Source organism: Micromonospora echinospora, assembly GCF_900091495.1.
Lineage (GTDB): Bacteria > Actinomycetota > Actinomycetes > Mycobacteriales > Micromonosporaceae > Micromonospora > Micromonospora echinospora.
Window position 1 is genome coordinate 2,831,823 of record NZ_LT607413.1, and the last position, 25,649, is coordinate 2,857,471.

The 25,649-nt window shown below is 71.5% G+C and carries 30 protein-coding genes and 2 pseudogenes; 18 read left to right on the top strand and 14 right to left on the bottom strand.

What is annotated here, in order from left to right:
* Positions 1-4 precede the first annotated feature (4 nt).
* The gene (locus GA0070618_RS13020; RefSeq protein ID WP_088981866.1) at positions 5-1,009 is read left to right on the top strand and encodes an inorganic phosphate transporter; all 1,005 of its coding nucleotides are present in this window, start codon (positions 5-7) and stop codon (positions 1,007-1,009) included.
* A 159-nt stretch (positions 1,010-1,168) separates the two neighbouring features.
* Here the strand turns inward: GA0070618_RS13020 and GA0070618_RS13025 are convergent, their stop codons facing one another.
* A complete protein-coding gene (locus tag GA0070618_RS13025; RefSeq protein WP_088981867.1) occupies positions 1,169-2,146 on the bottom strand; it encodes a Gfo/Idh/MocA family protein in 978 nt (325 codons plus the stop codon).
* 118 nt (positions 2,147-2,264) lie between these two features.
* On the opposite strand from GA0070618_RS13025, the gene GA0070618_RS13030 reads away from it, so the two are divergent.
* Positions 2,265-3,098, top strand: coding sequence for an NUDIX hydrolase (locus GA0070618_RS13030; protein WP_088981868.1), 834 nt, complete (start codon positions 2,265-2,267; stop codon positions 3,096-3,098).
* A 23-nt stretch (positions 3,099-3,121) separates the two neighbouring features.
* On the opposite strand, the gene GA0070618_RS13035 is transcribed toward GA0070618_RS13030, so the two are convergent.
* From GA0070618_RS13035 to GA0070618_RS13050, 3 genes are all read right to left on the bottom strand, one after another.
* The gene (locus GA0070618_RS13035; protein ID WP_088981869.1) at positions 3,122-4,339 is read right to left on the bottom strand and encodes a low temperature requirement protein A; all 1,218 of its coding nucleotides are present in this window, start codon (positions 4,337-4,339) and stop codon (positions 3,122-3,124) included.
* Between the two features lie 164 nt (positions 4,340-4,503).
* Positions 4,504-4,752, bottom strand: coding sequence for a helix-turn-helix transcriptional regulator (locus GA0070618_RS13040; RefSeq protein WP_231931721.1), 249 nt, complete (start codon positions 4,750-4,752; stop codon positions 4,504-4,506).
* Between the two features lie 206 nt (positions 4,753-4,958).
* Positions 4,959-5,150 (bottom strand): hypothetical protein, encoded by a 192-nt coding sequence (locus tag GA0070618_RS13050; RefSeq protein ID WP_088981871.1) that lies wholly within the window; start codon positions 5,148-5,150, stop codon positions 4,959-4,961.
* Positions 5,151-5,357: 207 nt separating this feature from the next.
* On the opposite strand from GA0070618_RS13050, the gene GA0070618_RS13055 reads away from it, so the two are divergent.
* Both GA0070618_RS13055 and GA0070618_RS13065 read left to right on the top strand, forming a co-directional pair.
* On the top strand, positions 5,358-5,702 hold the full coding sequence (locus GA0070618_RS13055; protein WP_088981872.1) for a DivIVA domain-containing protein: 345 nt from the start codon (positions 5,358-5,360) through the stop codon (positions 5,700-5,702).
* A gap of 189 nt (positions 5,703-5,891) precedes the next feature.
* Positions 5,892-7,154 (top strand): helix-turn-helix domain-containing protein, encoded by a 1,263-nt coding sequence (locus tag GA0070618_RS13065; protein WP_088981873.1) that lies wholly within the window; start codon positions 5,892-5,894, stop codon positions 7,152-7,154.
* A 77-nt stretch (positions 7,155-7,231) separates the two neighbouring features.
* Here the strand turns inward: GA0070618_RS13065 and GA0070618_RS13070 are convergent, their stop codons facing one another.
* Positions 7,232-8,098 (bottom strand): hypothetical protein, encoded by an 867-nt coding sequence (locus GA0070618_RS13070; RefSeq protein ID WP_143740395.1) that lies wholly within the window; start codon positions 8,096-8,098, stop codon positions 7,232-7,234.
* A gap of 134 nt (positions 8,099-8,232) precedes the next feature.
* Positions 8,233-9,147 carry a hypothetical protein gene (locus GA0070618_RS13075; RefSeq protein ID WP_143740394.1) on the bottom strand — a complete coding sequence of 305 codons (915 nt, stop codon included), beginning with the start codon at positions 9,145-9,147 and terminating at the stop codon, positions 8,233-8,235.
* Positions 9,148-9,313: 166 nt separating this feature from the next.
* On the opposite strand from GA0070618_RS13075, the gene GA0070618_RS13080 reads away from it, so the two are divergent.
* The 6 genes from GA0070618_RS13080 (at position 9,314) to GA0070618_RS13105 (ending at position 14,731) form a co-directional block, all read left to right on the top strand.
* Complete coding sequence (locus GA0070618_RS13080; RefSeq protein WP_088981876.1) at positions 9,314-9,967, top strand: phosphate signaling complex PhoU family protein; 654 nt, start codon at positions 9,314-9,316, stop codon at positions 9,965-9,967.
* Positions 9,968-10,170: 203 nt separating this feature from the next.
* Positions 10,171-11,253, top strand: coding sequence for a phosphate ABC transporter substrate-binding protein PstS (gene pstS / locus GA0070618_RS13085; protein WP_088981877.1), 1,083 nt, complete (start codon positions 10,171-10,173; stop codon positions 11,251-11,253).
* A gap of 96 nt (positions 11,254-11,349) precedes the next feature.
* Complete coding sequence (gene pstC, locus GA0070618_RS13090) at positions 11,350-12,342, top strand: phosphate ABC transporter permease subunit PstC (RefSeq protein ID WP_231931723.1); 993 nt, start codon at positions 11,350-11,352, stop codon at positions 12,340-12,342.
* Positions 12,339-13,250, top strand: a complete 912-nt coding sequence (gene pstA / locus GA0070618_RS13095; RefSeq protein WP_088981879.1) for a phosphate ABC transporter permease PstA — start codon at positions 12,339-12,341, stop codon at positions 13,248-13,250. Before pstC ends, pstA begins: the two co-directional genes overlap by 4 nt.
* Before the next feature lie 3 nt (positions 13,251-13,253).
* On the top strand, positions 13,254-14,126 hold the full coding sequence (pstB, locus tag GA0070618_RS13100; protein ID WP_088981880.1) for a phosphate ABC transporter ATP-binding protein PstB: 873 nt from the start codon (positions 13,254-13,256) through the stop codon (positions 14,124-14,126).
* A 68-nt stretch (positions 14,127-14,194) separates the two neighbouring features.
* Positions 14,195-14,731: a hypothetical protein gene (locus GA0070618_RS13105; protein WP_088981881.1), complete on the top strand. Its 537-nt coding sequence runs from the start codon at positions 14,195-14,197 to the stop codon at positions 14,729-14,731.
* Positions 14,732-14,911: 180 nt separating this feature from the next.
* Here the strand turns inward: GA0070618_RS13105 and mshD are convergent.
* The 4 genes and pseudogenes from mshD to GA0070618_RS13120 all read right to left on the bottom strand — a co-directional run.
* Positions 14,912-15,496, bottom strand: a pseudogene (mshD, locus tag GA0070618_RS35545) (mycothiol synthase); the annotation flags it as partial.
* A 114-nt stretch (positions 15,497-15,610) separates the two neighbouring features.
* Positions 15,611-15,937, bottom strand: a pseudogene (locus GA0070618_RS35550) (GNAT family N-acetyltransferase); the annotation flags it as partial.
* A 224-nt stretch (positions 15,938-16,161) separates the two neighbouring features.
* Complete coding sequence (locus GA0070618_RS13115; protein WP_088981883.1) at positions 16,162-16,995, bottom strand: polysaccharide deacetylase family protein; 834 nt, start codon at positions 16,993-16,995, stop codon at positions 16,162-16,164.
* 219 nt (positions 16,996-17,214) lie between these two features.
* Positions 17,215-17,928 carry a winged helix-turn-helix transcriptional regulator gene (locus tag GA0070618_RS13120; RefSeq protein WP_088981884.1) on the bottom strand — a complete coding sequence of 238 codons (714 nt, stop codon included), beginning with the start codon at positions 17,926-17,928 and terminating at the stop codon, positions 17,215-17,217.
* Positions 17,929-18,180: 252 nt separating this feature from the next.
* Between GA0070618_RS13120 and GA0070618_RS13125 the strand changes: the two genes are divergently transcribed.
* The 5 genes from GA0070618_RS13125 (at position 18,181) to GA0070618_RS13140 (ending at position 21,683) form a co-directional block, all read left to right on the top strand.
* Positions 18,181-19,218 (top strand): hypothetical protein, encoded by a 1,038-nt coding sequence (locus GA0070618_RS13125; protein WP_088981885.1) that lies wholly within the window; start codon positions 18,181-18,183, stop codon positions 19,216-19,218.
* 91 nt (positions 19,219-19,309) lie between these two features.
* On the top strand, positions 19,310-20,098 hold the full coding sequence (locus GA0070618_RS13130; protein WP_088981886.1) for an LmeA family phospholipid-binding protein: 789 nt from the start codon (positions 19,310-19,312) through the stop codon (positions 20,096-20,098).
* A 139-nt stretch (positions 20,099-20,237) separates the two neighbouring features.
* Positions 20,238-20,315 (top strand): Ms5788A family Cys-rich leader peptide, encoded by a 78-nt coding sequence (locus GA0070618_RS35350; RefSeq protein ID WP_331214547.1) that lies wholly within the window; start codon positions 20,238-20,240, stop codon positions 20,313-20,315.
* A 195-nt stretch (positions 20,316-20,510) separates the two neighbouring features.
* A complete protein-coding gene (locus GA0070618_RS13135) occupies positions 20,511-21,359 on the top strand; it encodes a sulfurtransferase (RefSeq protein WP_088981887.1) in 849 nt (282 codons plus the stop codon).
* 3 nt (positions 21,360-21,362) lie between these two features.
* Entirely contained in the window at positions 21,363-21,683 is a 321-nt protein-coding gene (locus GA0070618_RS13140; RefSeq protein WP_088981888.1) for a DUF1416 domain-containing protein, read from the top strand.
* A 120-nt stretch (positions 21,684-21,803) separates the two neighbouring features.
* Here the strand turns inward: GA0070618_RS13140 and GA0070618_RS13145 are convergent, their stop codons facing one another.
* Both GA0070618_RS13145 and GA0070618_RS13150 read right to left on the bottom strand, forming a co-directional pair.
* Complete coding sequence (locus tag GA0070618_RS13145; RefSeq protein WP_088981889.1) at positions 21,804-22,067, bottom strand: hypothetical protein; 264 nt, start codon at positions 22,065-22,067, stop codon at positions 21,804-21,806.
* A complete protein-coding gene (locus GA0070618_RS13150) occupies positions 22,064-22,408 on the bottom strand; it encodes a DivIVA domain-containing protein (RefSeq protein WP_358040861.1) in 345 nt (114 codons plus the stop codon). Before GA0070618_RS13150 ends, GA0070618_RS13145 begins: the two co-directional genes overlap by 4 nt.
* Before the next feature lie 251 nt (positions 22,409-22,659).
* Here GA0070618_RS13150 and GA0070618_RS13155 point away from each other — a divergent pair, with 251 nt between their 5' ends.
* Positions 22,660-22,899: a winged helix-turn-helix domain-containing protein gene (locus tag GA0070618_RS13155; RefSeq protein WP_088985494.1), complete on the top strand. Its 240-nt coding sequence runs from the start codon at positions 22,660-22,662 to the stop codon at positions 22,897-22,899.
* 146 nt (positions 22,900-23,045) lie between these two features.
* On the opposite strand, the gene GA0070618_RS13160 is transcribed toward GA0070618_RS13155, so the two are convergent.
* Both GA0070618_RS13160 and GA0070618_RS13165 read right to left on the bottom strand, forming a co-directional pair.
* Complete coding sequence (locus GA0070618_RS13160; RefSeq protein ID WP_231931724.1) at positions 23,046-23,774, bottom strand: TetR/AcrR family transcriptional regulator C-terminal domain-containing protein; 729 nt, start codon at positions 23,772-23,774, stop codon at positions 23,046-23,048.
* Positions 23,775-23,883: 109 nt separating this feature from the next.
* Entirely contained in the window at positions 23,884-24,141 is a 258-nt protein-coding gene (locus tag GA0070618_RS13165; RefSeq protein WP_231931725.1) for a hypothetical protein, read from the bottom strand.
* Positions 24,142-24,341: 200 nt separating this feature from the next.
* Here GA0070618_RS13165 and GA0070618_RS13170 point away from each other — a divergent pair, with 200 nt between their 5' ends.
* Both GA0070618_RS13170 and GA0070618_RS13175 read left to right on the top strand, forming a co-directional pair.
* Entirely contained in the window at positions 24,342-24,560 is a 219-nt protein-coding gene (locus GA0070618_RS13170) for a hypothetical protein (RefSeq protein WP_088981890.1), read from the top strand.
* 177 nt (positions 24,561-24,737) lie between these two features.
* Positions 24,738-25,607 carry a hypothetical protein gene (locus GA0070618_RS13175; RefSeq protein ID WP_088981891.1) on the top strand — a complete coding sequence of 290 codons (870 nt, stop codon included), beginning with the start codon at positions 24,738-24,740 and terminating at the stop codon, positions 25,605-25,607.
* The last annotated feature ends 42 nt before the right edge of the window (positions 25,608-25,649 follow it).

Genomic DNA, 25,649 nt, shown 5'->3' on the forward strand with positions numbered 1-25,649 from the left:
TCCTGTGAGTCCCGAACTCATCGCCGTGCTGGCGGTGATCGCGGTGGCCCTGGTGTTCGACTACACCAACGGCTTCCACGATGCCGCCAACGCGATCGCGACCAGCATCTCCACCCGGGCGCTGACACCCCGGGTCGCCCTGGCCATGGCCGCGGTCGGCAACTTCATCGGCGCGCACTTCGGCGGGGAGGTCGCCAAGACCGTCGGCAAGGGCCTGGTCGAACTTCCCACCGGTACGGCCAGTCTCGGCATCGTCTTCGCCGGGGTGATCGGCGCGATCACCTGGAACCTGATCACCTGGTACTTCGGGCTTCCGTCGTCCTCCTCGCACGCGCTCATCGGTGGCCTGGTCGGCTCGACCATCGCCGCCTCCGGCACGGTGCTCTGGAGCGGCATCGGCGAGAGCGTCGTCATCCCGATGGTGCTCTCGCCGATGGTCGGCTTCCTCCTCGGCTACATCGTGATGATCGCGGTGCAGTGGATCTTCCGGAAGGGGCATCCGGGCAAGCTCAACCGGGGCTTCCGCTGGGCGCAGACCGCCTCGGCCGCCGCCATGTCGGTCGGCCACGGTATGCAGGACGCCGCGAAGACCATCGGCATCGTGGTGCTCGCCCTCTACGTCGGCGGCTACCAGGACGACCCCGGCTTCATCCCGGAGTGGGCGTACTGGACGTCGGCGGCCGTGCTCGCCGCCGGCACGTACGCCGGTGGCTGGCGGATCATCCGCACCCTGGGCCGGCGGATCATCGACCTGAAGCCGCCGGAGGGCTTCGCCGCCGAGACCGTCGCCAGCGGCGTGCTCTACTTCAACGCCCTGGTGCTCGGCGCTCCGATCTCGACCACCCACACGATCACCTCGGCGATCATGGGTGTCGGCGCGACCAAGCGGCTCTCCGCCGTCCGGTGGGGCGTGGCCGGCAACATCGTCGGCGCGTGGATCCTCACCTTCCCGGCCGCCGGCAGCATCGGCGCGCTCATGTACTTCATCGTCCGCCCGCTGTTCAGCTGACCACGGCACCGCCGGCTGCCGACGGAGCCCGCCTCCGGGTGCCGCCGGCGCACGGCTTGAGTGGTTGCAGGGGACCCTTCCTACCGCTTTTTGATGAGGAGGGGACCCCTGCTACCACCTGGCAGGGCTACCACCTGGCAGGGCAGCCACCCCACGCGGCTACCGCCGAGCCGGATACTCCACGCCGATCCGGGCGCGGACGTCGTCCAGCAGGCCCATCACCTCCAGCGTGGTCGCGTGCGGCACCAGCGGGCTCTCCAACTGCCCCTCGGCCAGGCAACGCTGCACCTCGATCGCCTCGTACTGGTAGCCGTTGCCGACCAGCTCGGAGTGGATCGTCTCCGGCTCGTGGTCGGCCCGGTGCAGGGTCAGCGAGTCGGGGCGGAAGAACAGCGACGGCAGGTCGATCCGGCCGGTGGTGCCGACGACCGAGGCGGTCACCGGGCTCGCCCCGACCAGACCGCAGCTCAGCGTGGCGACCGCCCCGGAGTCGTAGCCGAGGACGATGCCGGTGTTCTCGTCCACGCCCTCCGGGCTGATCTTGGCCCAGGCGTGGACGTGGTCGGGCATCCCGAGCAGCAGGTGCGCCAGGCTGACCGGGTAGATGCCCACGTCCAACAGAGCGCCGCCGCCCAGCGCCAGGGCACGCAGCCGGCTCTCCGGCGGGAACGGCCCCGCCATGCTGAAGTCGGCCCGCACACCGGTGACCGTGCCGATCGCCCCCTCGGCGACCAGCTCGACCATCCGCAGGATCAGCGGGTTGCACCGCATCCACATGGCCTCCATCAGGAAGACGCCACGGGAACGCGCGGTCTCCACCAGCTCGGTGCTGTCCGCCAGGTCGAGCGTGAACGGCTTCTCCACCAGCACCGCCCGCCCCGCGTCGAGGCAGGTCATGGTCGCCTCGTGGTGGGCGGAGTGCGGCGTGGCGACGTACACCACGTCCAGGTCGGAATCGGCGGCCAGCTCCGCCCAGGAGCCGTACGCCCGCGCGACGCCGTGCTTGGCGGCGAACAGCTCGGCGGCCTCGGCGGTACGCGAGCCGACGGCGACCAGCTCGGCGTCCGGCACCAGCGTCAGGTCCTCGGCGAAGCGGGCGGCGATGTTTCCGGTGGCCAGGATGCCCCAACGTGTCATGCGACCGGACGCTAGCGCAGTTCCCGTCGCAGCCCCACCGTTGATCCATCCGCCGGGACGCCCGCTGGGCGAGACGGCGGCGGTCGTCGGGTAAGGCACGGGGAACTAGGCTCGCGCCATGACGATCGACAGCGGCAGCTTTCCCGTCCCGGCCGCCCTGGTCGAGCACGCCCGCCGGTTCCGCGCCGAGGGGAGCACCCCGGCGGTGCCCCGGGTCGCGGCCACCGTGCTGCTGCTGCGCCCGGCCGCCGTCGGGTTCGAGGTCTACATGATCCGCCGGGTCGCGGCGATGGCCTTCGGCGGGATGTACGCCTTCCCCGGTGGCGGCGTCGATCCGTCGGACGCGCAGGCGCACCCGGGTTGGGCCGGTCCCGACCCCGAGGAGTGGGGCGGGCGGCTGGGCGTCGCGGCGGAGGCGGCCCGGTCGGTGGTGTGCGCCGCCGCCCGCGAGGTCTTCGAGGAGGCGGGCGTGCTGCTCGCCGGCCCGGACCCGGCGACCGTGGTGGGCGACGTCAGCGGCGACGACTGGGAGAACGCCCGGGTCGACCTGGAGAAGCGGCGTACGCACTTCGCCGAGTTCCTGACCGGCCGGGGGCTGACCCTGCGGTCGGACCTGCTGCTGCCGTGGAGCCGGTGGATCACCCCGGAGTTCGAGCCGCGTCGCTTCGACACGTACTTCTTCGTGGCCCTGCTGCCCGAGGGGCAGCGGACCCGCGACGTCTCCGGCGAGGCCGACCACACCCTGTGGATCAGCCCGGCGGACGCGTTGCGCCGGTCGGCAGCCGGCGAGCTGACCATGCTGCCGCCGACCCTGCTCACGCTTGCGCAGGTGGCGACGGCCGGCGACCTGCCCGACGTGGCCCGGCTCGCGGCCGGTCGGGACGCGGCCACCCCGATCACGCCCCGCCTGGCCGACCTGGACGGCGACGCGCCCTACTTCACCCTGGACTGAAACGGTGGCGGGTGCGGCCGGGCTCAGTGCGGTGGCGCGGCTTCCTCCAGCGACCGGCCACGGGCGCGGGCCGCGTCGGCGACGGCGATGCACAGCAGGACGGCCACGACGGCGATGATCGCCGCCAGCAGCGGCAGTCGGACCAGGATCAGACTCGTCGCGGCCAGGACGAGGATGCCGATGATCCGAACCGGGGACACCCGTCCGAAGATGTCGTACTCGAAGCGGGCCCGGCCGGCCAGGAACAGCGCCGGTCCGCCGAGGACGGCGGCGAGCCACGTCGGGTTCGCCGTGTCGTACGGGTGCTCGATGACGAGTCCGTAGCCCACTGCGGTGGTGACGACGCCGACCACCATCGTCAGATGGGTGACGAATCCGTGCGCGACGAGCCGGGCCGGCTGGGTGGCGGCCGCGACAGCGCTCTTCATCACCGTGCCGGCGCGGTAGAAGTAGATGCGCCAGAGCAACGCCGTGCTGAGGAAGGCGCAGACGAACGCCTCGGTCTGTCCCGCGCCGAACGGGTGGCTGCTGAAGGTCAGCCCGCTGAGCAGCACGGACTCCCCGAGGGCGATGATGAAGAACTGGCGGTAGCGGTCGGCCAGGTATTCGCCGACCACGTCCCAGTCGTGGATCCGGCTGCGGCCCAACCCCGGTGTCGGCCAACCGGTGATCAGCCCGACGTACTCGATGGTCAGCCCGAGCGCCCACAGCCCGCCCCGGACGACGCCGGTCGGAACGAACGCCCCGACGATCCACGGCACAGCGGCGACCACGGACCAGCAGAGGATCCGCGACGGGATCGGAGGCGGGACGACGATCTCGTGAGCGCGTCTGCGCTGGAAGAACGCCAGCATCAGGGGACGACCGATCTGGATCGCCACGTACGCGCCGACGAAGTGGGCGCCGTGCCCGTCGTACGCTGCCGGTGCCGAGACCCCCATCACGACGCTGCCGAACGCGACGCCGAAGATCACCACCTGGATCTCCGGGTACCGCGGGTCGAACCTGCTCGCCGCCAATGCGGCGAAGAACCACACCAGCCACATGGCCAGGAAGAGCAGCAGCACCTCACCGGCCCGGGGCAGGGCAAGGTGCGGCTCGCCGGTCAGTGTGTGGATGGCCTCTTCGGCGATCCGGTTGAGCGCGAAGACGAACACCAGGTCCAGGAGCAGATCCAGGATCGTGGACTCGTGTGGCCCTTCGCCCGCTCTCAGCGGCTTACGCTGCCCACCCGGCGTCATCGGCCGCCCGTTCTGTCCGTCTTGTCGTTTTCATGATAGACGGACAGAAGGATGGCCGTTGGTGCTCAGAGAGCCCGGCGGTAACGGGGCGGAGGGCGGAGCGCAGGTCGGGTCAGCAGCGAGGCTTCCGCGTTGAGTCGACCTCCGTCACGATGGAAAGTCGTCTACTCGGATCCGTCGTACTCATCGGATTCGGGCCTGGGCCGGTGCTCGGCCGCCCACCGCTCGACGTCCTCGGTGCGCCAGATGCGGCCCGCCTTCAGAGTCGCAGACGGCTCGGGAAAGTCCCGCCGCTTGCTGAGAACCTCCACCCACTGGCGCGAGACCCCGAGGTACTCCGCGATCTCGGCGGTTCCCATCACGCGCAGCGGCTGACGCCCGGTGTCGTCAGCCCTCTTCGTCAGTTTGGTCATCGAGCTTCCATGGCTGGTGTTCCGCGATCCAGCGTTCCACGTCCTCTGCGAGCCAGATGGCTCCGCCGGCCAACCGCTCATAGGGGTCTGGGAAGTCAGGCCGCGCGATGAGCTGAAGCACGCGTGTGCGCGACACGCCCAAGCGCTCCCGAAGCTCCTGCGCGCCGTACAGCCTCTTCCTCCTGGCGCTCACAAGCTGGTCTTGCTCAGTCTGCCTGGTGGGGGCGGTGCTCCCGGATCCAGCGCTCGACGTCGGCCCGTTGCCAGACGCGCAGCCGACCGTTGGCCACCGTCGCCACAGGGTCGGGGAAGCCCTTCCGGTTGGTGATCTCGGTGGTGCGGGACCGGGACACGCCGCCAAGCATCTTGGCGATGTCCGACAGGGCGACCAAATCCACACTCCGAAGGTAGGCAGCAGTGCACCGGCAATGTTGCTACCCTGCAACATGGCATCCCATGGTGTACTGTGCACATTGCTTGTATCCGTCAGTGTGATCTGACCATGACTCCCAGCTCGCGTGCCGCCACTTCCCCTGTGCGGTACGGCGCTGCGGGTCCGTCTCCGGGAGCCCGACCCGGGGACGGACCCGCCCTCTCCGTGGCACATGTCGAAAGGCGGGTTCCCCGTGAGACATCTCGTCGAGTGGCTGTTCGGCAGCCGTGCTGCCCGGCACCGGCGGCCCGATGGATCGCCGTACCGCTCTCGGTGCTGCGTGCCGCTGCTCCCAGTCCAGGTGCGTGACCGTCGGTTCCGGCGTACCCGGTTCGGTCGGCGCGGCTTGGACCCGGAGGACGTGCGGCGTTTCCTCGACCGGGTCGCGCTCGAACTGGCCGAGGCCCAGGAGGCGGCCGAGCGGGCTCGCCGCGAGACCGTACGGATCAAGGACGCCCTGCGGCGCTGGCAGTCCGAGCAGGCCCGTACCCGCGACCGTTACGCCCTGCACCGATGAGCGACGACGGCCGGGCGGGACGCGGTCCGTCCAACGGGTTCGTTGTGGCGTCGGCGGTCCTGCTGGCCGACCGGCATCGGCCGGTGTGGTCGTGGCGCAGGTGGCGGCGGGTGTGTCGGTGTGGTGGCGACCTGCCGTGCCGGGTCTGGTACCGCCTGCCGGTAAACCGGGGCCATTGGCCCGACGACCATGCCCGGACGACCGGGCGGTGGTGGCGTCGTGAGCGTCGATGAGCTGCCGATCGGGCGTCGGGTAGCGCAGTGGCGGATCCGGCGGCGGATGACGCAGCAGATGCTCGCCGACCGGCTTGGCAAGTCCAAGAGTTGGGTGGACAAGGTCGAGCGGGGCGTTCGTACCCTCGACCGGCTCTCCGTTCTCCGGGATCTCGCCGAGGCGCTCCGCGTCGATCCGGCGGTGCTGCTGGGCGATAGCACACCGCCCGCGACCGGGGGTGGCGACGGCATCGACGCGGTGCGGGCCGCGCTCGCCCGTTACGACTTTGCGGCGGACGAGCGCGTTCGACCGCCCGCGCCGCCGGTTGCTGCGCTGGGCCAGCGGGTCGGCCACGCCTGGTTGACCTACCAACACGCCCACTACCCGCAACTGCTGCGGATGCTGCCGGGCCTGCTCGGCGACGCCCAGCGCGCCCACGTCGCGCAGTCGGATCAGAGCGCCGCGCAGTCGGATCAGAGCGCCGCGCAGCCGGAGCAGACCGCCGCCCTGCTGGTGCAGGTCTACCGGGTCACCTCGTCGGTGCTGGTGAAGCTCGGCGAGGCCGACTGTGCCTGGTTGGCTGCCGACCGGGCGGTGGCGGTGGCCGCGGCCGACCCGCTGCGCGCCGCCGTCGCGGCGATACCGCTCGGCCAGGCGTTACGGGCCCTCGACCGGGGCCGCCTCGCGATGGCCGCGACGATCGCCGCCGCGCACCGGATCGCCCCGCCGGTCCCGCAGGAGGGCCCGCCCGGTCAACTGTCGGTGCTGGGCACACTGCTGCTCCAGGCCGCCCTGGCCGCCGCCACCTGCGGCGACGCGCGCAGCGTCGGGGAGTTGCTCGACCAGGCCGGGGAGATCGCCGAGCAGGTCGGTGACGGCCACGACCACCACTGGACCAGTTTCGGACCCACCACCGTCGAATTGGCCCGCGTCGCGGCGGCCGTCGACCTCGGCGACGCCGGGGAGGCGGTCACCCGGCATGAGCAGGCTGTTCGCCGGGAGCAGTGGCGACGGCTGCCCGCCGGACACCGGGCCGCGCACCTGGTCGACGCCGCGCGGGCGTACCTGCTGGTCGGTGATCTGACCGCAGCCGGGCGGGCCCTGGTCGAGGCCGACCGCACCGCACCCGCCGAGACCCGGTCACGACCGGTCGCGCGTACGACGATCACCGCCGTCGTGCGCGGCGGACCCGCCGCGGCCGGCGTCGCACGACTGGCCACCACGCTCGGGCTGACCTGAGGAGCCCGCCGTGCCACAGCCGGCCGTAGGACGCCTGCTCCGGCCCAGCCACGACGGGGAGTGCAGCCGCCGACTGTTCACGAGGGGGTGAGTTCCTTCTGGACCGGCGCGGACCACGAGTCCAGCATGCCGAGCACTCCTCTGGTGAACAGCCAGATGGCGATGCTCGGAATGGCGACGCTCGGTACGGCGAACAGCCAGCCGAGCCAGGAGTCCGCCTTGTTCCAGTCGCCGTTGACTATGGCGAGCAGTGCGCCGAGTATGGCTGTCCCGGCGGCCGAGAACAGGATGGTCAGGAGCGAAGCGGTGTTCAGCCTGCGAATGTTCGGGTCCGAGGGTTGGCGCTCCCGGTGTGGTGACCCGAAGGCGTATCCCGTGATCCAGGCGAAGCAGATCACGATTCCGGCGACGACCAGTACGGGTCCGGCGGTCTTCCAGTCCCTGGGCAATCCCAGCCACACCCAGATGGCTTCGCCGACTCGTCCCAGCAGAAGGATCTCCGAAATCAGCGCAACGCTGAGGAACGCGACCCGGAGAAGGCGCTCCGGTGCGCCCGCCGGATCGGAATGGACGTCCACGCCCGGCGCGCTCGTCGCTCGGTCGAAGTAGGCGTGCACGAGGAGGACGACCCCGCCCACGGCGGCGACCGTGCCCACGGCCAGCATCCCGCTCGACACGGCGGTCGCCGCCCAGATCCGGCGGCAGGCCTGATCGCTCTCGCCGGAGATCAACACGAACTGGTAGGAACACAGTCCGAGCGCGATGAACCCAGCGAGAAACGGGGTGAGCGCCGGGATGCGCGCCGATGGAATTCTGGGTTGGCGTTCGACCAGCAGAACGATCAGACCCGCGAACATGAAGCCGCTGATGAGCCCACTCAGGGCGGACATCGCGGGAGCTGCGCCTGCAACATTCCAGGCTGCCTCGTTGCAGGTCTGGTCCATAGACGCACGTCCTTTGGCTTTTTGCGCGTGGACGGGGGGCAGACGTTAGCCGTGGCAGCGCAGCAAGGCAAGCTTCCCTCGAAGTGTGGCGGGATCTCCAGAAAGGAGAGACCGTCCGGGGCAGGGGCGGCGGGTCAGGCGTAGTCGACGTCGAGACGGGCGAAGCCGCGCTCCCGGAACAGGGCACGCGTGGCCGCGCCGAACGCGTCGCGGCAGTTCACAACCGTGAGGTGGGCGAGCTTCGGGCAGTCCAGCAGCGCCTCGACGTTCCGGAGCCGCCGGGAGTTCAGCACGGTCAGGTCGGTCAGTTCGGGCAGGTCCCGGAAGATCGCACAGTCGATCTCCGCGCCGATCGAGTTGAGGCGCAGCGCCGCGACGGTGGGCATGCCCCGCAGGCCGTCGATCGGGAACGCCCGGCCGGTGCCGGCGAGTTCCAGCGCCCGCAGCGGGACGGTCAGCCGGGGGAAGACGTCCAGGTCGCCCAGGTGGGACAGCTCCAGGTGGCGCAACGTGTCCAGTTCGGCGACCCGGTCGAGCATCCGGCGTTGCCGGTGCAGCGGCGTGGCGAGGAACTCCAGCGCCGGGAGCGGACCGATCAGGTCCGCCGGCCCGGGGCGGGGCGCGGCGGAGACGACGAGCAGCGCGCACAGCCCCGGCAGGGCGTCCGCCAGGTCGACCGGGGTGGCCGGTGCCGGATGCCCGGCGTCGTGTCCGACGATCAGCGTGGCGAGGCCGGGCGGCACCCGGTCGCGGTCCAGCAGGGGGAGCAGCGTCACCGGCAGGGCCAGGCTGCGCAGCGCCGGCAGGGTCGCCAGCCAGGGCGGCAGGGCCGGTCGGCGGAGCTGGGCCGGGCTCGGGCACAGGTGCAGGCTGCGCATGCGGGTGACGTCGTCCGGGGTGGGACGGCGGTTCCAGCCGATCCGGCCCGCCCCGTCCACGGTGAGATGGTCGCACTCGTCGACGTTGCCGACGCCGTAGATTCCCTCGCCGTCCGGCGGGTACAGATGGCGGTAGCGGCTGTCGGAGAAGACGGCGACGTCCTTCGGCATGGCCGGCATTGTCGCCCTTTTTCGCCACCCGCGATCCCGGCCACTCTGCTCCGGGCTGGCGTTTCGGCCGGTCGCAGGGAATGGTGGTGGGGGCCGACGATTCACGGCCGGTGACGGTACGGCCGGTAGCCAGGCCGGGTCGACCGGCGAGCCTGGCGGGGGAGCGATGGACCACGGCAACCACTCCGAGCAGCTCGACCGGCTCGCCGGGCTCCTCGCGACGGTGAGCCGGGACGTGGCGGGCACCATCCGCCGCGCCAGCGTGTGCCTGCTCGACATCGAGCCGGACGGCGCGCGGGCGGTGCTGGCCGAGGTCGCCGAGCGGGTGGTCATCCACCGCCGGATCGACGAGCTGGTGCCGCTCGCCCTGGTCCGGCAGCAGCCGGTCGCCTCCGACCTGCGGCTGGTGCTGTCCGCGCTGCGGATGAACACCGAGCTGCACCGGATGGACGTGCTCGCCGCGCACATCGCCAAGCTCGTCCTCGCCCGTCACCCGGCACCCGTGGTGCCGCCGCCGGTGCGTCCGCTGATCGGCGCGATGGCCGAGACGACCGCGCGGATCGCCGACAAGGCCGCCCTGGTCCTGGTCACCCGGGACCGGCTGGACGCGATCCAGCTCGGCCTGGACGACGACGAACTCGACGTGCAGTACGAACGCCTCTTCACGGTGCTCACCGACGCCTGGCCGTACGGGGTGCAGGCGGCGATCGACGTGGCGATGCTGGGCCGGTACTACGAGCGCTTCGCCGACCACGCGGTCGCCGTCGCCCGCCGGGTGGCCTACCTGGTCGGCGGCGACATGGCGCGCGGCGTCCTCTGACCCAGCGGCACCTCCGGGGGCAGACGCCTCGATCCGTTCACACGTCGGACAGCCGCGCCTCAGTCGACGGCAACATTTTCCTGGCGACCTGTTCACCTTCGGTTAACCAAGCTCCGGGGAGCCGGCTACCTGGCCCGCTTAGCTTCGACATCGGTCAGGCCCCGAGAGGTCCGGCCCAACCCCAAGAGAGAGGCAATTCTGAGGTGAACCGCAACGTGCTCTCCCGGCGCGTCCTTGCCGGCGTCGCGCTCGCCGCGCTGGCTCTCACCGGCTGTGGCTCCAGCGACAACGACAGCGACACCCCCGCCGCCGGCAGCAGCAGCGGAGGCGAGTACGCGAGCCTTTCCGGTGAGCTGAAGGCCTCGGGTGCCAGTTTCCCGGACGCCTACTACCAGGAGGTCATCACCTCCTTCAAGGACGTCGCCCCGGACGTGACGGTCAACTACAACGCGACCGGCTCCGGCACCGGCAAGAAGCAGTTCGGCGAGAACCTGGTCGACTTCGCCGGCAGCGACAGCCTGGTGAAGGACAGCGACGGGGTCGCCGCTGGCTCCTTCCTCTACGTGCCGACCGTGGCCGCCCCGATCACCGTCAGCTACAACCTCCAGGGCGTGGACAAGCTCCAGCTCAGCCCGGAGACGCTGGCCAAGATCTTCCAGACCGACATCAAGACCTGGAACGACCCGGCGATCGCCGCCGACAACCCCGGCGTGACCCTGCCGAACACCCCGATCACCGTGGCGCACCGCTCGGACGGCTCGGGCACCACCAACAACTTCACCAAGTACCTCGAGGCCGCCGCGCCGGGCGTCTGGAAGCTCGGCACCGGTGACACCGTGGCCTGGCCGTCGAACACCCAGGGCGGCGAGAAGAACACCGGTGTGGCCCAGATCGTCAAGCAGGCCAACGGCGGCATCGGCTACGTCGACCTGAGCGACGCCAAGGCCAGCCAGCTGACGTTCGCCGCGATCAAGAACAAGGACGGCCAGTACGTCGTTCCCTCGCTGGAGGGCACGACCGCCGGCCTGGAGGGCGCGGAGATCAAGGAGGACCTGAGCTACAACCCGCTCAACGCCGCCGGCGCCGCGTCGTACCCGATCACCGCCCCGACCTACATCCTGGTCAAGACCAAGTACGACGACGCCAAGAAGGCCGAGCTGGTCAAGGGCTTCGTGAAGTACATCCTCACCGACGGCCAGGAGCTGGCCAAGGACGTCGACTTCGCGCCGCTGCCCACCTCGCTCAAGGACAAGGCGCTCGCCCAGCTCGACAAGATCCAGGGCTGATCCGAGCCAGATCGCACAGGCACCGCCCACGGGGGACGGGAACCGCAGAGCCGGTCCCGTCCCCGCCGGGGTAGCCGCGCCGCCACTGGAGTGAAGGTGACCATCACAGAGAACAAACCCGACACCAGGCCGACCCTGACGCCACAGCGGGGCGGCCTTCTCGCCGATCGCGCCTTCTCCTGGTGGACGCTCGGCACCGGCCTGCTCGTCCTGGCCATCCTCGCGCTCATCCTGGTGACCACCGTCAAGGAGGCCTGGCCGGCCTTCACCGAGATGGGCCTGCGCTACGTCACCGAGGACACCTGGGATCCGAACCCGGGCACCGGCGAGGCCGTCTTCGGCGCGCTGGCCTTCATGTACGGCACCGCGATCTCCTCGCTGATCGCCCTGCTCATCGCCGTACCGGTGTCGATCGGCATCGCGCTGTTCATCACCGAACTGGCGCACCGCCGGCTGCGGAGCAGCGCGGTCACCGTGATCGACCTGCTGGCCGCCGTACCGTCGGTGGTGTTCGGTCTCTGGGGCGTCCTGGTGCTGGCGCCCAAGCTGGTGCCGTTCTACCAGTGGCTGCACGACGTCTTCGGCGGCGTGCCGGTGCTCGGCAGCGTCTTCGGCGAGGCGGCCAGCGGCCGGAACTTCATGACCGCCGGCCTGATCCTGGCGATCATGGTCACCCCGATCATCACCTCGATCTGCCGCGAGGTCTTCGGCACCGTCCCGCAGGCCGACAAGGACGCCGCCCTGGCGCTCGGCGCGACCCGCTGGGAGATGATCCGGGGCGCGGTCTTCCCGCACAGCTTCGGCGGCATCGTCGGCGCGGTCATGCTCGGCCTGGGCCGGGCGATGGGCGAGACGATCGCCGTCGCTCTGGTCATCGGTGGGGCCACCAACATCTCCGCGAACGTCTTCGAGCCGGGCAACACCATGGCCGCCGTGATCGTGCAGCAGTTCGGCGAGTCCACCGGCACCTTCACCGCCGCCCTGATCGGGCTCGGCGTCGTCCTCTTCGCGATGACCGTCGCGATCAACCTGACCGCCCAGGCCATCGTGCGCCGGGCGGAGGCCCGCATGAGGGGAGGCGTGGCGTGACCGCCACCGTCGAGCCCGGCACCCGTACCCCGGTCGTCCCCGACCTGTCCGGGCGCGCCCTGTCCGTCCGCCGTCGGATCGTCAACCACCTGGCCACCGGCGGCATCTACCTGACGGTGCTGCTCGCCGTGGTGCCGCTGGGCCTGGTCACCTGGACGGTGGTCAGCCGGGGCGGCGGGGTGATGAGCCTCGACTTCCTCAACGCCGACATCCCCAACTCGTACCGGCGGGAGGGCCCCGGCATGGGGCCGGCGATCGTCGGCACCCTGATCATCACCGGCATGGCCTCGCTGATGGCGATCCCGCTCGGCGTCTTCGGCGCGATCTACCTCAACGAGTACGGCAAGCAGAAGCCGCTGGCCCGGATCATCCGGATCATGGCGGACGTGATGACCGGCGTGCCGTCGATCGTCATGGGCCTCTTCGTCTACATCGGCTGGGTGCTGGTGGTGGGCGAGTTCTCCGGCTTCGCCGGGTCGCTCGCGCTGGCCTGCCTGATGCTCCCCGTGGTGATCCGCAGCAGCGAGGAGATGCTCCGCCTCGTCCCCGACGAGCTGCGTCAGGCGAGCCTCGCCCTCGGCGCGCGGAAGTGGCGGACCATCCTCACCGTCGTGCTGCCCGCCGCGATCTCCGGCATCACCAGCGGCTCGCTGCTCGCGGTGGCCCGCGCCGCTGGGGAGACCGCGCCGATCATCATCGTCACCGGCATCACCTTCGCCGCGAACCCGAACCTCTTCGAGGGCACCAACACCGCCCTGCCCGCGCAGATCTTCCGCAACGCCAGCCAGCCCTTCATCGGTGCCCAGGACCGGGCCTGGGGGGCGGCCCTCACCCTGATCGTGATCGTCGTCCTGTTCACGGTCGTCGCCCGTCTCATCGCCAACCGCTTCGCCCTGAAGGAGCGCTGAACCATGGCCCAGCACCGCACCGTGACCGACCACCGTCCGTCCGTCGCCATCAACGCGCCCGGCGAGGGCTGGGGTGCCGCCGGCCCGCACTCCGCCGGGGACACCACCGTGATGGAGCTGCGCGACGTCAGCGTCCACTACGGCAGCTACGAGGCCGTCCGGGGCACCACCATCCCGATCCGGCAGAACCAGATCACCGCGATGATCGGCCCGTCCGGCTGCGGCAAGTCGACCATCCTGCGCTCGCTGAACCGGATGAACGACCTGATCCCCGGGGCCCGGGTGACCGGCTCGGTGACCTACCACGGCCAGGACATCTACGCCAAGGGCGTCGACCCGATCCAGGTGCGCCGGCGGATCGGCATGGTCTTCCAGAAGCCCAACCCGTTCCCGAAGTCGATCTACGACAACGTGGCGTACGGGCTGCGCATCAACGGGATCAAGGGCAGCCTCGACGACCAGGTCGAGGAGGCCCTGACCGGCGCGGCGCTCTGGGACGAGGTGAAGGACAAGCTCCGCAAGAGCGGCCTGGCCCTCTCCGGCGGCCAGCAGCAGCGGCTCTGCATCGCCCGGACGATCGCGGTGAAGCCGGACGTGATCCTGATGGACGAGCCCTGCTCGGCCCTCGACCCGATCGCGACCAGCAAGATCGAGGACCTGATGCACGAGCTGTCGAAGTCGTACACGATCGTGATCGTCACCCACAACATGCAGCAGGCCGCCCGGGTCAGCCACTACACCGCCTTCTTCACCGCCGAGGTGGACGAGCAGCAGGTGCGGCACGGCCGGCTGGTGGAGTTCGACCAGACCTCGAAGATCTTCACAAACCCGGGCGACAAGCGGACCGAGGACTACATCACCGGCCGTTTCGGCTGATTGGCGCCGTGCCGACCCGGGCTTCCGGAGCCGAGTCGGCCGGAACCGTCCATCCGAAGGAAGGTGATGTGGTCACTCACGACGTCGGTGCGGACCTCGTGCACATCGCCGTCCCGGTCGCGTACGTGCGGCACGTCGCCGCGCTCCTGGCGGAGCTGGACCGGCAGGGCGGCGACGTACGCCCACCGGCCCGACCGCCCGCCCGCCCCGCCCCGCCGGACCTCGCCGGCCGGTGGTCGGTGGCGGAGCTGCGGCGGTTCGCGACCGGACGGTCGAAGAGCCACGACACCGTGCTCAAGGTCCTGGACCTGCTCGCCGCCCGCCCCGACGAGTGGCTGTCGGCGGAGACGATCTGCGCGGAGGTGGACGTCTCCCGGCACCGTTTCGGCGGGGCGCTGGCCGGGATGACCCGGATGCTGCGGGCCCACCCGACCTTCCGGGAACTGGGGATGCCGTTGAACCGGTACGTCACCGGCAGCCTCGACGACCGGGCCGGAACCTTCTACTGGATGACGGCGGAGCAGGCCCGCCAGTGGCAGCAGGCCCGCGCCGGGACGGCCGGCTGGTCCGACCGACCGCCGCCGGCTGATTCGTCAGCCGGCTGATCCAGCGGCCCGTTGGTCCGTGTGCCGGCTGATCCGGCGGCCCGGTCCGGCTGACTGTCGGCCCGGTGATCCGTGCGCTGGCTGACTGTCGGCCCGACGATCCGTCTGCCGGTTGATCCGGCGGGCCGTCGGCCGGCAACGGGACCGCCGGCCGGCGGCCCGCCCCCGCAGGGGAGGCGGTCAGCCCCGGTGGTAGTTGACGTGCGCGCACCAGTGGGCGAAGCCGAGCCGCAGGTAGAGCGCCACCGCGGCGGTGTTCGACTCGTCCACGTAGAGCATCACCCGGTCCAGGCCCCGTCGCTCGCGCAGGTACGCCAGCCCGGCAGCGGTCAGCACCCGGCCCAGCCCACCCCGGTGCGCCGTCGGGTCCACCCCGAGCACGTAGACCTCGCCGATCGGGGTCGAGCCGGCCCGCTGGTGGACCTTGGTCCAGTGGAAGCCGAGCAGCCGGCCGGTCGACTCCTCGACGGCGAGCAGGAAACCGTCCGGGTCGAACCACGGCTCGGCGAACCGTAGCCGCAGGTCGTCGGCGGTCCAACGGCCCTGCTCGGGGTGTTCGGCGAAGGCCCGCGCGTTGAGCGCCAGCCAGGCGTCGTCGTCCGTGCCGGGGCGGAAGGCGCGCAGCGTCACCCCGTCGGGCAGTTGCGGTCCGGTCAGCGGTCCGGTCAGCGACCGGCGCATCTGCCAGAGCACCCGGGCCCGGCCGAAACCGAGGTCCACGGCGAGGGCGGCGGCGGCCGGATGGTCCCCGTGCGCCCAGGCGCGAACCGCGTCGGGCCGAAGCTGCCCGCTCCCCGCGCCGGCCAGCGGCTGCCCGCCCGCGTCGACCGGCACCGCTCCGCCCACCCCGGCCGGTAGCGCCCCGCCCACGTCGGTCGGCAGCGTCCCGCTCACCTCGGCCAGGGCAGCCGTCGCGATCGCGCGGCCCAGTCCGCGCCGCCGGTACGCCGGGTGCACCACCAGGTCGAGGCCGGTGCCCTGGGCCGGCGCGGTGACGTCGAGGTGCGCGTACCCGACGAGCCGGCCCTCGGGCGTCCGCGTGGTCAGGTGCACCGCGGCGGCCCGTGGGTCCCGCAGCCGGAGCAGCACCGCCTCGTCCAGCGGGTCCGCGCCGTCGGCGTCCCCGGCCGCCCTTGCCAGCGCCAGGACGTCGGCGATCCCCGCCTCGTCCAGCCGATCGGCCCGGTCCACCCGAACGCCCGTCACGCTGCCATCCCGTACGCCGCCGTCTGCCACCCCGCCACGGTAACGGTTCCAGCCGGTTCCGCGCCCCGCCGCCCGCGTGCTGGCCCGCCCGTGTGGTAGCCCGCCCGGGTGGTAGCAGGGGACCCCTGCTACCGCTTTTTGATGAGGAGGGATCCCCTGCAACCAACCAAGCCGTACCGGGCAGCACCGGGGGAGCACCGGGAAAGCACGGGGAGCGGTCGGGGTTACAGGTCGGGCGGCAGGGCGGTGACGCGGAATCGGCTGGTGAGGTTGGGCAGGATCCAGTACAGCGCGTCGACGGTGCCCTGACGGTCGCCGCCCGCGTCGTGCAGCAGCACGACCGAACCGGGCATGGTGGCCGAGTTGACCATGCCGGCGATGCTGGCCGCGCCCGGGGCCTGCCAGTCGCTCGGGTCGACCGTCCAGTGCAGCGGCACCATGCCGAGGTGCCGGGCCACCGACACCAGCGGGTACGTCCACGCGCCGCCGGGCTGCCGGTAGTACGCGATCCGGGCGTCCGGCACGGCTGCCCGGATCGCCTCGTTGGTGCGCAGCAGATCGGCCTGGATCGTCTGCTCGGTGCGGCTGCCGAGGAGCACGTCGTGGTTCCAGGAGTGGTTGCAGAGGCTGTGGCCGTCGGCCACGATCGCCCGTACCAGGTCGGGGTGTGCCTGGGCGTTCTCGCCGACCAGGCAGAACGTCGCCGTCACCCGGTACGCGCGCAGCGCCGCCAGCGTCTGCGGGGTGTAGTACGGGTCGGGACCGTCGTCGAAGGTGAGGGTCACCTGCCCGGTGCCGGTGGTCATCTGGGTGCCGTGGGGGCCGGCCTCGTTGCCGCCTTCGGGGGCGGGCTCGTTCGCCTCGGTGTCGGGCGCGGGCGATGGTGTGCCGGTCGCCGGGGGCTGCGCGGCGACGTGCGGGGGGCTGCTCGGGGCGGCCGGAACCGGGCCGCCCTCGTTCCCCATGAGGCTGTAGCCGATGGCGTACGCCGAGCCGAGCAGCGCGGCGGCCACCAGGGCCACGATTCCCAGGGCGCGGTGGGACGAGGCGGTGAACATCAGGCACCCCGCCGGCTGGTCAGCGTGCCGGACGGCCCCGCCGGACGGGGGCGGGCGGGTGCCTCGGAGCGGGGCGGCCGACGCAGGCCACCTGTCGCTGGTTCGGTCGTCGTGTGCACCGTCGCCCCCTTCTCCGGCTGGTTCGCCAGTCAGAGTAGGGGCGTCCGAAGGAACAAGAAGGACATTCCCGAACTAGCCCCCGGAAAGGGGGAAAATGGTTCACACCGGCAGGGGTGCGTGCTCCGTCTCGGGCAGCGAGCGCGACGGCGGGACGACGAACTTGTAGCCCACCTGCCGCACGGTGCCGATCATCGACTCGTATTCCGAGCCGAGCTTGGCGCGCAGTCGCCGGACGTGCACGTCGACCGTGCGGGTGCCGCCGAAGTAGTCGTACCCCCAGACCTCGCGCAGCAGCTGGTCGCGGGTGAACACCCGGCCCGGGTGCTGGGCGAGGAACTTCAGCAGCTCGAACTCCTTGTAGGTCAGGTCGAGCGGGCGTCCCTTGAGCTTGGCCGCGTAGGTGTCCGGGTCGATGGTCAGCTCACCGGCCCGGACGGAACCCCCCGTTCCGGCGGTGGCGCTGCTCAACCGGCCGACCACCAGCCGCAGCCGGGCCTCCACCTCGGCCGGGCCGGCGCTGGCGAGGATGACGTCGTCGACGCCCCAGTCCGCGTTGAGCGCGATCAGCCCGGCCTCGGTGACCACCGCGACCAGCGGCACCCCCAGGCCGGTGGCGTGCAGCATGCGGCAGGTCGCCCGGGCCTCGCTCAGCTCCGACCGGGCGTCCACCAGGACCGCGTCCGGGCTGGGGCCGGCGACCAGGGTCCGCACGTCACGTGGCGCGGTGCGGACCGAGTGGGGCAGTAGGTCGAGCGCCGGCAGTACGGCGGATGGTTCGCCTGCGCGTGCGGTCACCAGCAGCAGGATCTCCACACGATCACCTCCGTCCGGGCGGCGGTCAGCCGCGCGCGACCAGCGACGGCACCCAGGACGGAGCGCGGCGCTGAGAACTCGTGGTCCCGGCGTCGCTGGCGGGCAGGTCAGGGCTTGAGCCTAACCGATTGTCCGTGGTCGACCTCGGGGTCTTCTCCCGTTTGCCGGGGTTGTCCGCACTTGCGGCACAGGTTTTAACGTCCGTGAAACGGCGTCCGCCCCGCAGGTGGTCGGGTCTGGCACGATCGTGTCGTGTTTGCCTCCGCGTCTCCCGCCGCCGGTCCCGACCCCTGGTCCGACGACGGCCCACCGGCCGGCTTTCCCCCGCCGCCCGGACCGGCCCTCGACGACCTGGTCGGCCCGCGCAAGCGGCGCGGCCCTCGCCGCTTCCGGCCCGGCGATCCGTCGGCCTATCGGCCGGACGACGAGGCCGACGACGACGAGCTCGACGAGGAGGAGATCGAGCCGGTCGAGATCAACAAGCCGCTCTCGCTGACCATCGCCGGCTTCGCCGTGCTGCTCGGCCTCGGGCTGGTCCTCGCCGCGCAGACCTCCGGCCCGAGCCACCGGCTGCCCTTCGCCACGGTCATCCTCGGCGTGCAGCTCCTCTTCGTCCTGGCCTGGACGATGGCCACCCGTCCGCCGGCCCTGCTGGCCGTCGCCGGAGTCGGCGCGACCACCGCCGGGGTCGTCGACACGGTCGCCGTACGGTCGGCCGAGGCCCGGCTGCTCCCGCTGCTCTACGTCGCCGCAGGCGGTCTCGTGGTCGCCGTGCTCGGCCAGCTCGTCCGGCGGGTCGACCGGGAGCGGGTCACCGACTCGTTCGGCACCACCCTGCTGATCATGGCCGGGGTGGCCGGATTCGCCACCCTGCTGCCGCTGAGCCGGATTCCGGCCGGCACCCAGACCATCACGGTCAGCCTGACCGCCACCGCCCTGGCGCTCACCGTGGCGCGGATCACCGACGCCGTGCTTCCCTGGCCCCGGCTCGCGCCGCAGGTGCCCCGGGGGGCGGCCGGGGTGGTGCTCGGCGCGATGCTCGGCACCCTGGCCGGCAGCGTGCTCGGCAGCTTCCTGGTCGGCTTCACGCCCACCAGCGGCGCCCTGGTCGGCCTGGTCACCGCCGCCACCGCCGTCCTGGCCGACCTCGCCGTCGGGTACGCCGAGGCGGGCCGGCTGATGGCCGGCGAGACCCCTACCTTCTGGATCGCCCGGCACATGCAGGGACCGCTCGGCGGCATCGCCCTCGCCGCGCCGGCCGCCTACTTCGTGTGCGTACTGTTCCTCTGACCCCACGCCTCGGCCGCACGGTTGAGGCGTGGGCCCATCGGGTACCACCGGTGTGCCCCCAGGCGACACCGGACATGAGAGTGGAGGCGGCGTGACCGAGGCCTACCCGGCGTACGACGAACGGCCCCGGCGGCGGGGGCGCAAGATCCTCGTCGGCCTGCTCGTCCTGCTCCTGATCCTGGTCGGACTGGCCGTGGTGGCCGACCGGATCGCCGCCGGGGTCGCCCAGGACGCCATCGCCGACCAGGTGCGCCAGGAACTCACCCAGCAGGACGCCAGCGCGCAACCGCCGGACGTCGAGGTCGGTGGCTTCCCCTTCCTCACCCAGGTGCTGAACGGAAAGTACGAACGGATCACCATCCGGCTGCGCGACGTCCAGGGCACCGTCGAGGGAAACTCGGTGAACCTGCCGGAACTCGACGTGGACGCCCGGGGCGTCACCGCGTCGCTGGACACCATCCGCTCCGGCCAGGGAGACGTGGTGGCCGACCGGGTCGACGGCACCGGGACGGTCAGCTACGACAGCCTGGCGGCGTTCCTCGACCGGCCCGGCCTCAAGCTCGCAGAGAAGGACGGCAAACTGGCGGTCACCGCGCCGGTGGACATCCTCGGGCAGAAGCTGACGGTCACCGGCAACGCCGAGGTCAGCGTCAGCGAACAGGGGAAGGTGGCACTGCGCTTCAGCGACCTGGACGCCGAGGGCCTGCCGAACGTGCCGATGGCCCGGGTGCTGCTGAACAACTACGCGCGCAGCATCTCCATCGACGTCCCCCTGCCCGAACTGCCGTTCCAGCTCACCGTGCGGGAGGTCCGGCCGCTGCCGGAGGGGCTCGCGGTCACCGCCGACGCCCGGGACGTACCGATCAGCTCGGTCGGCTGAGCCGCCCCGCGCCGGTGGCCGGCGTGACCCGTGGGGCCACCGGGTGTGGTGTGAACCACGCCCGGAAGGCCTGCTCAGGCGTCCCGGATGCTGGTCGGGCCGATGGCAGGACCTGGGAACGCTGGTAGGCTCCGTGCTCATGGGGACGCTCCTCACCAAACGGCGCGCGGTCGACCTGTGCCGCGTGGCCACCTGCCTGTGTCGCTCCGTCATCTGACGGCGGAGCTGCAAACGGCTGTGTAGCGGCCACCGGCGGGGTCTCCCTCATCCCCCGGTTCTCCTCTTTCGCCCGGCAGTGGCGCCGTCGCATCCAACCCGAGATCCGTCCAACCTGGGTCCCGCGCGCGGTGCGACAGACACCGACCTTCCCCGCGCGTCGACTCAACCGCCATCCTCACCAGGGAGTGATCCGATGAGTCGCGACACCGCACTCGTCTCGGCCGAGTGGGCCGAGAAGAACCTCGACGCCCCGGGCGTCGTCTTCGTCGAGGTAGACGAGGACACCTCGGCGTACGACACCGGCCACATCGCCGGGGCGATCAAGCTCGACTGGAAGACCGACCTCCAGGACCCGGTCCGCCGGGACTTCGTCAACAAGAGCCAGTTCGAGGCGCTGCTCTCCGAGCGGGGCATCGCCAACGACGACACCGTCATCCTGTACGGCGGCAACAACAACTGGTTCGCCGCGTACGCGTACTGGTACTTCAAGCTCTACGGCCACGGCGACGTCAAGCTGCTCGACGGCGGTCGCAAGAAGTGGGAGCTGGACGCCCGCCCGCTGGTCACCGACAAGGTCGAGCGTCCGAAGACGCAGTACGTCGCGCAGGAGCCGGACAACTCGATCCGTGCCTTCCGCGACGAGATCGAGCCCGCGATCGGCGTCAAGAACCTGGTCGACGTGCGCAGCCCCGACGAGTACGCCGGCCGGCTGCTCGCCCCCGCCCACCTGCCGCAGGAGCAGGCGCAGCGGGCCGGGCACGTGCCCACCGCGATCAGCGTCCCGTGGTCGAAGGCGGCCAACGAGGACGGCACCTTCAAGTCCGACGACGAGCTGCGCAAGATCTACGGCGCCGCCGGGCTGGACGACAGCAAGGAGACCATCGCCTACTGCCGCATCGGCGAGCGCTCCTCGCACACCTGGTTCGTGCTCCAGGAACTGCTCGGCCACCGCAACGTGAAGAACTACGACGGATCCTGGACCGAGTACGGCTCGCTGGTCGGCGTGCCGGTCGCGCTCGGCGACGAGCCCGGGGAGGCCTGAGCCATGACAGCACCCACCGCTGCCGGTTGCGCCGCGCCGGACCAGGCGGCTCCGCTGCCCGCGAGCCTGGACCTGGAGAAGGAAACCGTCATCACCGGTGTCGTCCGGTCCGAGACGGGCGAGCTCGTACCGGGCGCGTACGTCCGGCTGCTCGACTCGACCGGTGAGTTCACCGCCGAGGTGGTCACCTCGCCCGCCGGCCAGTTCCGGTTCTTCGCCGCGCCGGGCAGTTGGACGCTGCGTGCCCTCTCCCGGCACGGCAACGGCGACATCCCCGTCGCCGCGGCCCGGGGCATCAACGAGGTCGCCGTCACGGTCGCCTGACCCGGACCTTCCGTCGTTCGGCCTCCCGCTCGATTTCGGCGATATCGCGGTGTCCGGCCCGTGGGACACCGCGATATCGGCAAACTGAAGTGGGTCAAGCTGTGCCCGGGGGATCGGCGGTCACAGTCGTGTCCGCAGGCGCGGGGTGCACTCCTCGGCGTGGCCGGGGCGGAGGACGCAGCGCCGCCGGTGCGGCAGCCGCCGGTCGCAGAAGACGGCCTGCTGGGCGGCGGGGTCGCCCTCCTCGGAGACCGTCGTCTCGCCGAGCACGAGCTGCGGCAGGAACGCCAGGGACCGGGTGAGCGCGCGGGCCAGCACGTGCGCGGCGGCCAGGTCGTCCGCCACCACCGTCAGGTGTACGACGAACCGCCGGTCGTCGTTCACCGGTGCACCCGGGGCGCGAAGCGTGCCTGCCAGTCCCGCAGGTGCTGCTTGATGCGGGTGTTCTCGTTCCGGATCCGGTCCAGTTCCGTGTGCAGCGCGGCGAGGTCGTCGGCCACCCGGTGCAGGAAGGCGGTCACCTCGCCGGGGTCCAGGCCCCGCCGGACCAGCGTGAACTGTCGATCGCGAATCCGCCCCGCGCACAGCGGCCGGTACGCCGCCGACCGGTAGTACCGGCCGGGGTTGGTCGCGCCGACCGGGCGCACCGGAGCGGGTGGCCGGTGCCGACCGGTCGTGGCTGTCGGGCCGGAGTCGCGGCGGAAGCGTCGGAACAGGTTGCGCACGGTCGGACCACCCTTTCCCGAGGGGCCCCTGCTCAGGGGATGCGTCGCTGGGGTCGGGGCGGACCGTCCTGCCGTTGCGCGGTCCGCCCCGACGGGGGGATTGAGTCCTGCCCGTTGCCACACGAGGAAGGTCTCGTCGCCAACTTATGCGCATAATGCGCAAGGGTCAACCGTGACGCACGGTGTTTCTTCGGTCGCTTGTCGATGACGTGCTGGTCGTGATCAAATCGGACTGCCACGCGAGGAGCGCCATGCCTTCTATGTCTGATTATCTACGCATATCCCATGAGATCATGGATGATGTTCGATCCGGTCGGCTCAACCCGGGTGACAAACTTCCCTCCATTGCCCAGCTCTGTGAGCACTACAAGGTCGGTGCCTCGACGATCCAGCAGGTCTACATCCGACTCGAAGCGCTTGAGGTGATCGATCGCCGCCAGGGCAAGGGTGTCTTCGTCACCGATCCGGCCACGTGGATGCGGAAGCCGTGACGATTGGGCGTGTCGACTCGTCCGGGACCGGCGACTCGTGGCCGGCTGCGGTCCGGTGGGGTCGGCGCGTGTAGCTGAGCTGACAGGAACCCGGGCGGGTCTTCGATCCGGTGGCGTGAGGGATGCGTGAGCTGGCCCTGGGGTGGTCAGGCACCGTCTGGTCGTGGGGTGGCCGCCAGGATGAGGTCGAGACCGCGTTCGAAGAGGTCGTCCTCGCTCCAGCGGGCGGTGTCGAGGTGGCCCGAGGAGTTGAGCGTCGGGTAGGCGGCGGGGTTGGCGGTGATGTGTCGCCGGGCTTCCGTCTGGGCCTGGGGGTCCGCGCTGCGGTGCCAGGTCGCCTCGGTGAGCGCCGCGCCGATCACGTAGTTGGCCAGCGTGCGGGTGGCCACGGTCAGTTCGACGTCGGAGAGGCCGCCCCGGCCCAGCGTCGCTTGCAGGTGCTCGGTGCGGGCGAGGACGTTGGGGCCGAGCATCGGTCGACCGATCAGGCCCGGGGCCCAGGGGTGACGGAGCATGACCGCGCGCCAGTTGCGGATCAGGGTGCGGGCGTCGCTGCGCCAGTCGTCGGTGGCCTCCGGGAGCGGCACGTCGCCGAACACGTGGTCGAGGGCCAGGTCGAGCACGTCGTCCTTGGTCTTCACGTGCCAGTACAGCGCGGTGGGAGTGACGTCGAGCATCTGGGCGAGCCGCCGCATGGTCAGGCCGTCGATCCCGTGTTGGTCGAGCAGCGTCACCGCCGCGTCGACGATGCGCTGACGGGTCAGGGGGATCGGGCGGGACCGGGCGGGCTCCTCGCGCAGCCACACCGAGGCGGGATGCGCGCGACGTTCTCCCGAAGTGTCGTCGCGCTGCTGGTCGAACTCGGTGTCGGTCACGCCAGGACTCCAGATCACGTGTGTGGGGTGGAGGTCGTCCGGCCGGAGTCGGGGCGGCGGTGTCGTCCCACGGAGCACCGCCACCCCGACTACCGGCTGTCGTGCCGGCTCAGTAGCGGGTCTTCACCAGGAAGGCGTAGCCGACCACCTTGGTGCCGTTCCAGTTGTACATAGCGTGACAGGCCTGGGGCGATGTCCACGATGAGACGTAGCTCGGCCGGGCGGCGTTGCAGGCCTTCAGCGTCGGGTAGAGCGGGCTGGTGTAGTCCGCCTGCGCGGGCGAGGCCAGGCCGAGGACCAGCCCGCCGGCCACGGCGCCAGCGGCCACGAGGCTGCGGACGCGGGGACGACGCAGAAGTTTCGCCACGGGATATCCCTTCTTCGTGAATCAACCCGTTTGGGCTGTGGATCACCAGCAGTGTATGGGTGTCCCGCACGTCCCTAAAGATCATCTCGGAGTGCGATCTCCGCACCGTGCGTAGCCAACTTAACGATGGTAAGTTAATCTAACGTCGTGCATGGTCCTGGCGGGCGTGGCCGAGGGGAGGCGTCGGAGTCGTGCCTCTGATGCGGATCCAACTGGAGAGCGACCGGGCCACCGCCCGACGGGTCATGGCGCTGCACCTGGCCGACAAGGTCCACCGGGAGTCCCGCGACGCGGCGCGGGCGGAGGTGTGGCGACGCGGTCGGACGCCGGCCGGCGAGCCGATCTTCGTCGGAGTCACGAACGGCGAACCCGTGCGACTGCTCTACGACGTGGAGGTCCACTGCGACACGACCCGGTGACGGCAGTCCCGTGACCGAGGTGAACGGAGCGGGGCAGCGGGACCCCGCAGGAGTCGTCCGGTCGGCGGGTGGTGGGGCGCGGTGGTGCCGGCCGCGCCCCACACCTGTCCAACCCTCGGAGACCCCTCCGGGTCACGCCCACGTGGCCCGTCCGGGGCGACGTGACACCATGGCCGCGTGACCGGTCCTGTCCAGACGGGGTACGCCCCGCCCAGTGGTCCGCCCAGCCCGCCGGCGCGGGGGTGGCCCCGTTGGCTGATCGTGGCCACCCTGCTCTGGGCGCTGCTGCTGGCGGCGCTGACCTGGCTCTCCGTACGCGACGACGGGCCGACGGTCCGCGAGCAGCGCAGCCTGTCCCAGGCCGGTCCGGTGGTGGACCGCGCGATCGGTGACCTGGTCGCCGCCGCCGGCCCGGACGCGCTCGTCGAGTTGACGCCGCCCGTGGTCGAGCGGGGTTGCCGGGTCACGCCGTTCGAGGACGGCGGCACGCTGGAACGCGTGGCCGAACTCCGGCTCACCGGGCAGGAGCCCCGAGCCCTGCTGGACCGGGTCGCGGAAGCGCTGCCGGACCGTTACCGCGCCACCGTGATGCTCACCCGGGAGGGGACCCGGTTGCGGGCCGACGCGGGGGAGTTCGTCACCGTGCGCGGCCAGGAGACCGAGGAAGGGACCGTGCGGTTCACCGCCGACACCGGCTGCCGCCCGCTCGGGTCCGGGTACGAGGCGACGCCGGTGACCGGCGCGGACGCCGAGGCCGACGCGGTCACCGGGGCGCTGCGGGCGCTGGGTCGCCCGGCCCTCGGGGAAACGGAACTGGTCGCCGCGCCGTGTCCCGGCGGCGGCAGTGCCCGTACCGCTCGGGCCGTCGCCGGCCCGGGTTCGGCCGCCACCCCGACCTCGGCGGCGGCCGTGCTCGCCCCGCTGGCCACCGGCCCCGCGCTGGTCGACACCCCCGAGCTGTACGCCTACCGCACCGGCCCGGTCACCGTGCAGGTGCACCTGGTCGCCGACCCGCCCTCGGTCTCCGCGTCGACGCCCTGCCGCTGAGCCGCGAACCCGCCCGGGTGGCCGGTCTGCTGGAACGCGCCC

Bases quoted from the DNA above. Each gene is read 5' to 3' on its own strand.
- GA0070618_RS13025 (WP_088981867.1), bottom strand. From the start codon at position 2,146: ATGACACGTTGGGGCATCCTGGCCACCGGAAACATCGCCGCCCGCTTC.
- GA0070618_RS13030 (WP_088981868.1), top strand. From the start codon at position 2,265: ATGACGATCGACAGCGGCAGCTTTCCCGTCCCGGCCGCCCTGGTCGAG.
- GA0070618_RS13035 (WP_088981869.1), bottom strand. From the start codon at position 4,339: ATGACGCCGGGTGGGCAGCGTAAGCCGCTGAGAGCGGGCGAAGGGCCA.
- GA0070618_RS13040 (WP_231931721.1), bottom strand. From the start codon at position 4,752: ATGACCAAACTGACGAAGAGGGCTGACGACACCGGGCGTCAGCCGCTG.
- GA0070618_RS13055 (WP_088981872.1), top strand. From the start codon at position 5,358: ATGTCGAAAGGCGGGTTCCCCGTGAGACATCTCGTCGAGTGGCTGTTC.
- GA0070618_RS13065 (WP_088981873.1), top strand. From the start codon at position 5,892: ATGCCCGGACGACCGGGCGGTGGTGGCGTCGTGAGCGTCGATGAGCTG.
- GA0070618_RS13070 (WP_143740395.1), bottom strand. From the start codon at position 8,098: ATGGACCAGACCTGCAACGAGGCAGCCTGGAATGTTGCAGGCGCAGCT.
- GA0070618_RS13075 (WP_143740394.1), bottom strand. From the start codon at position 9,147: ATGCCGAAGGACGTCGCCGTCTTCTCCGACAGCCGCTACCGCCATCTG.
- GA0070618_RS13080 (WP_088981876.1), top strand. From the start codon at position 9,314: ATGGACCACGGCAACCACTCCGAGCAGCTCGACCGGCTCGCCGGGCTC.
- pstB (WP_088981880.1), top strand. From the start codon at position 13,254: ATGGCCCAGCACCGCACCGTGACCGACCACCGTCCGTCCGTCGCCATC.
- GA0070618_RS13115 (WP_088981883.1), bottom strand. From the start codon at position 16,995: ATGTTCACCGCCTCGTCCCACCGCGCCCTGGGAATCGTGGCCCTGGTG.
- GA0070618_RS35350 (WP_331214547.1), top strand. From the start codon at position 20,238: ATGGGGACGCTCCTCACCAAACGGCGCGCGGTCGACCTGTGCCGCGTG.
- GA0070618_RS13135 (WP_088981887.1), top strand. From the start codon at position 20,511: ATGAGTCGCGACACCGCACTCGTCTCGGCCGAGTGGGCCGAGAAGAAC.
- GA0070618_RS13140 (WP_088981888.1), top strand. From the start codon at position 21,363: ATGACAGCACCCACCGCTGCCGGTTGCGCCGCGCCGGACCAGGCGGCT.
- GA0070618_RS13155 (WP_088985494.1), top strand. From the start codon at position 22,660: ATGCCTTCTATGTCTGATTATCTACGCATATCCCATGAGATCATGGAT.
- GA0070618_RS13170 (WP_088981890.1), top strand. From the start codon at position 24,342: ATGCGGATCCAACTGGAGAGCGACCGGGCCACCGCCCGACGGGTCATG.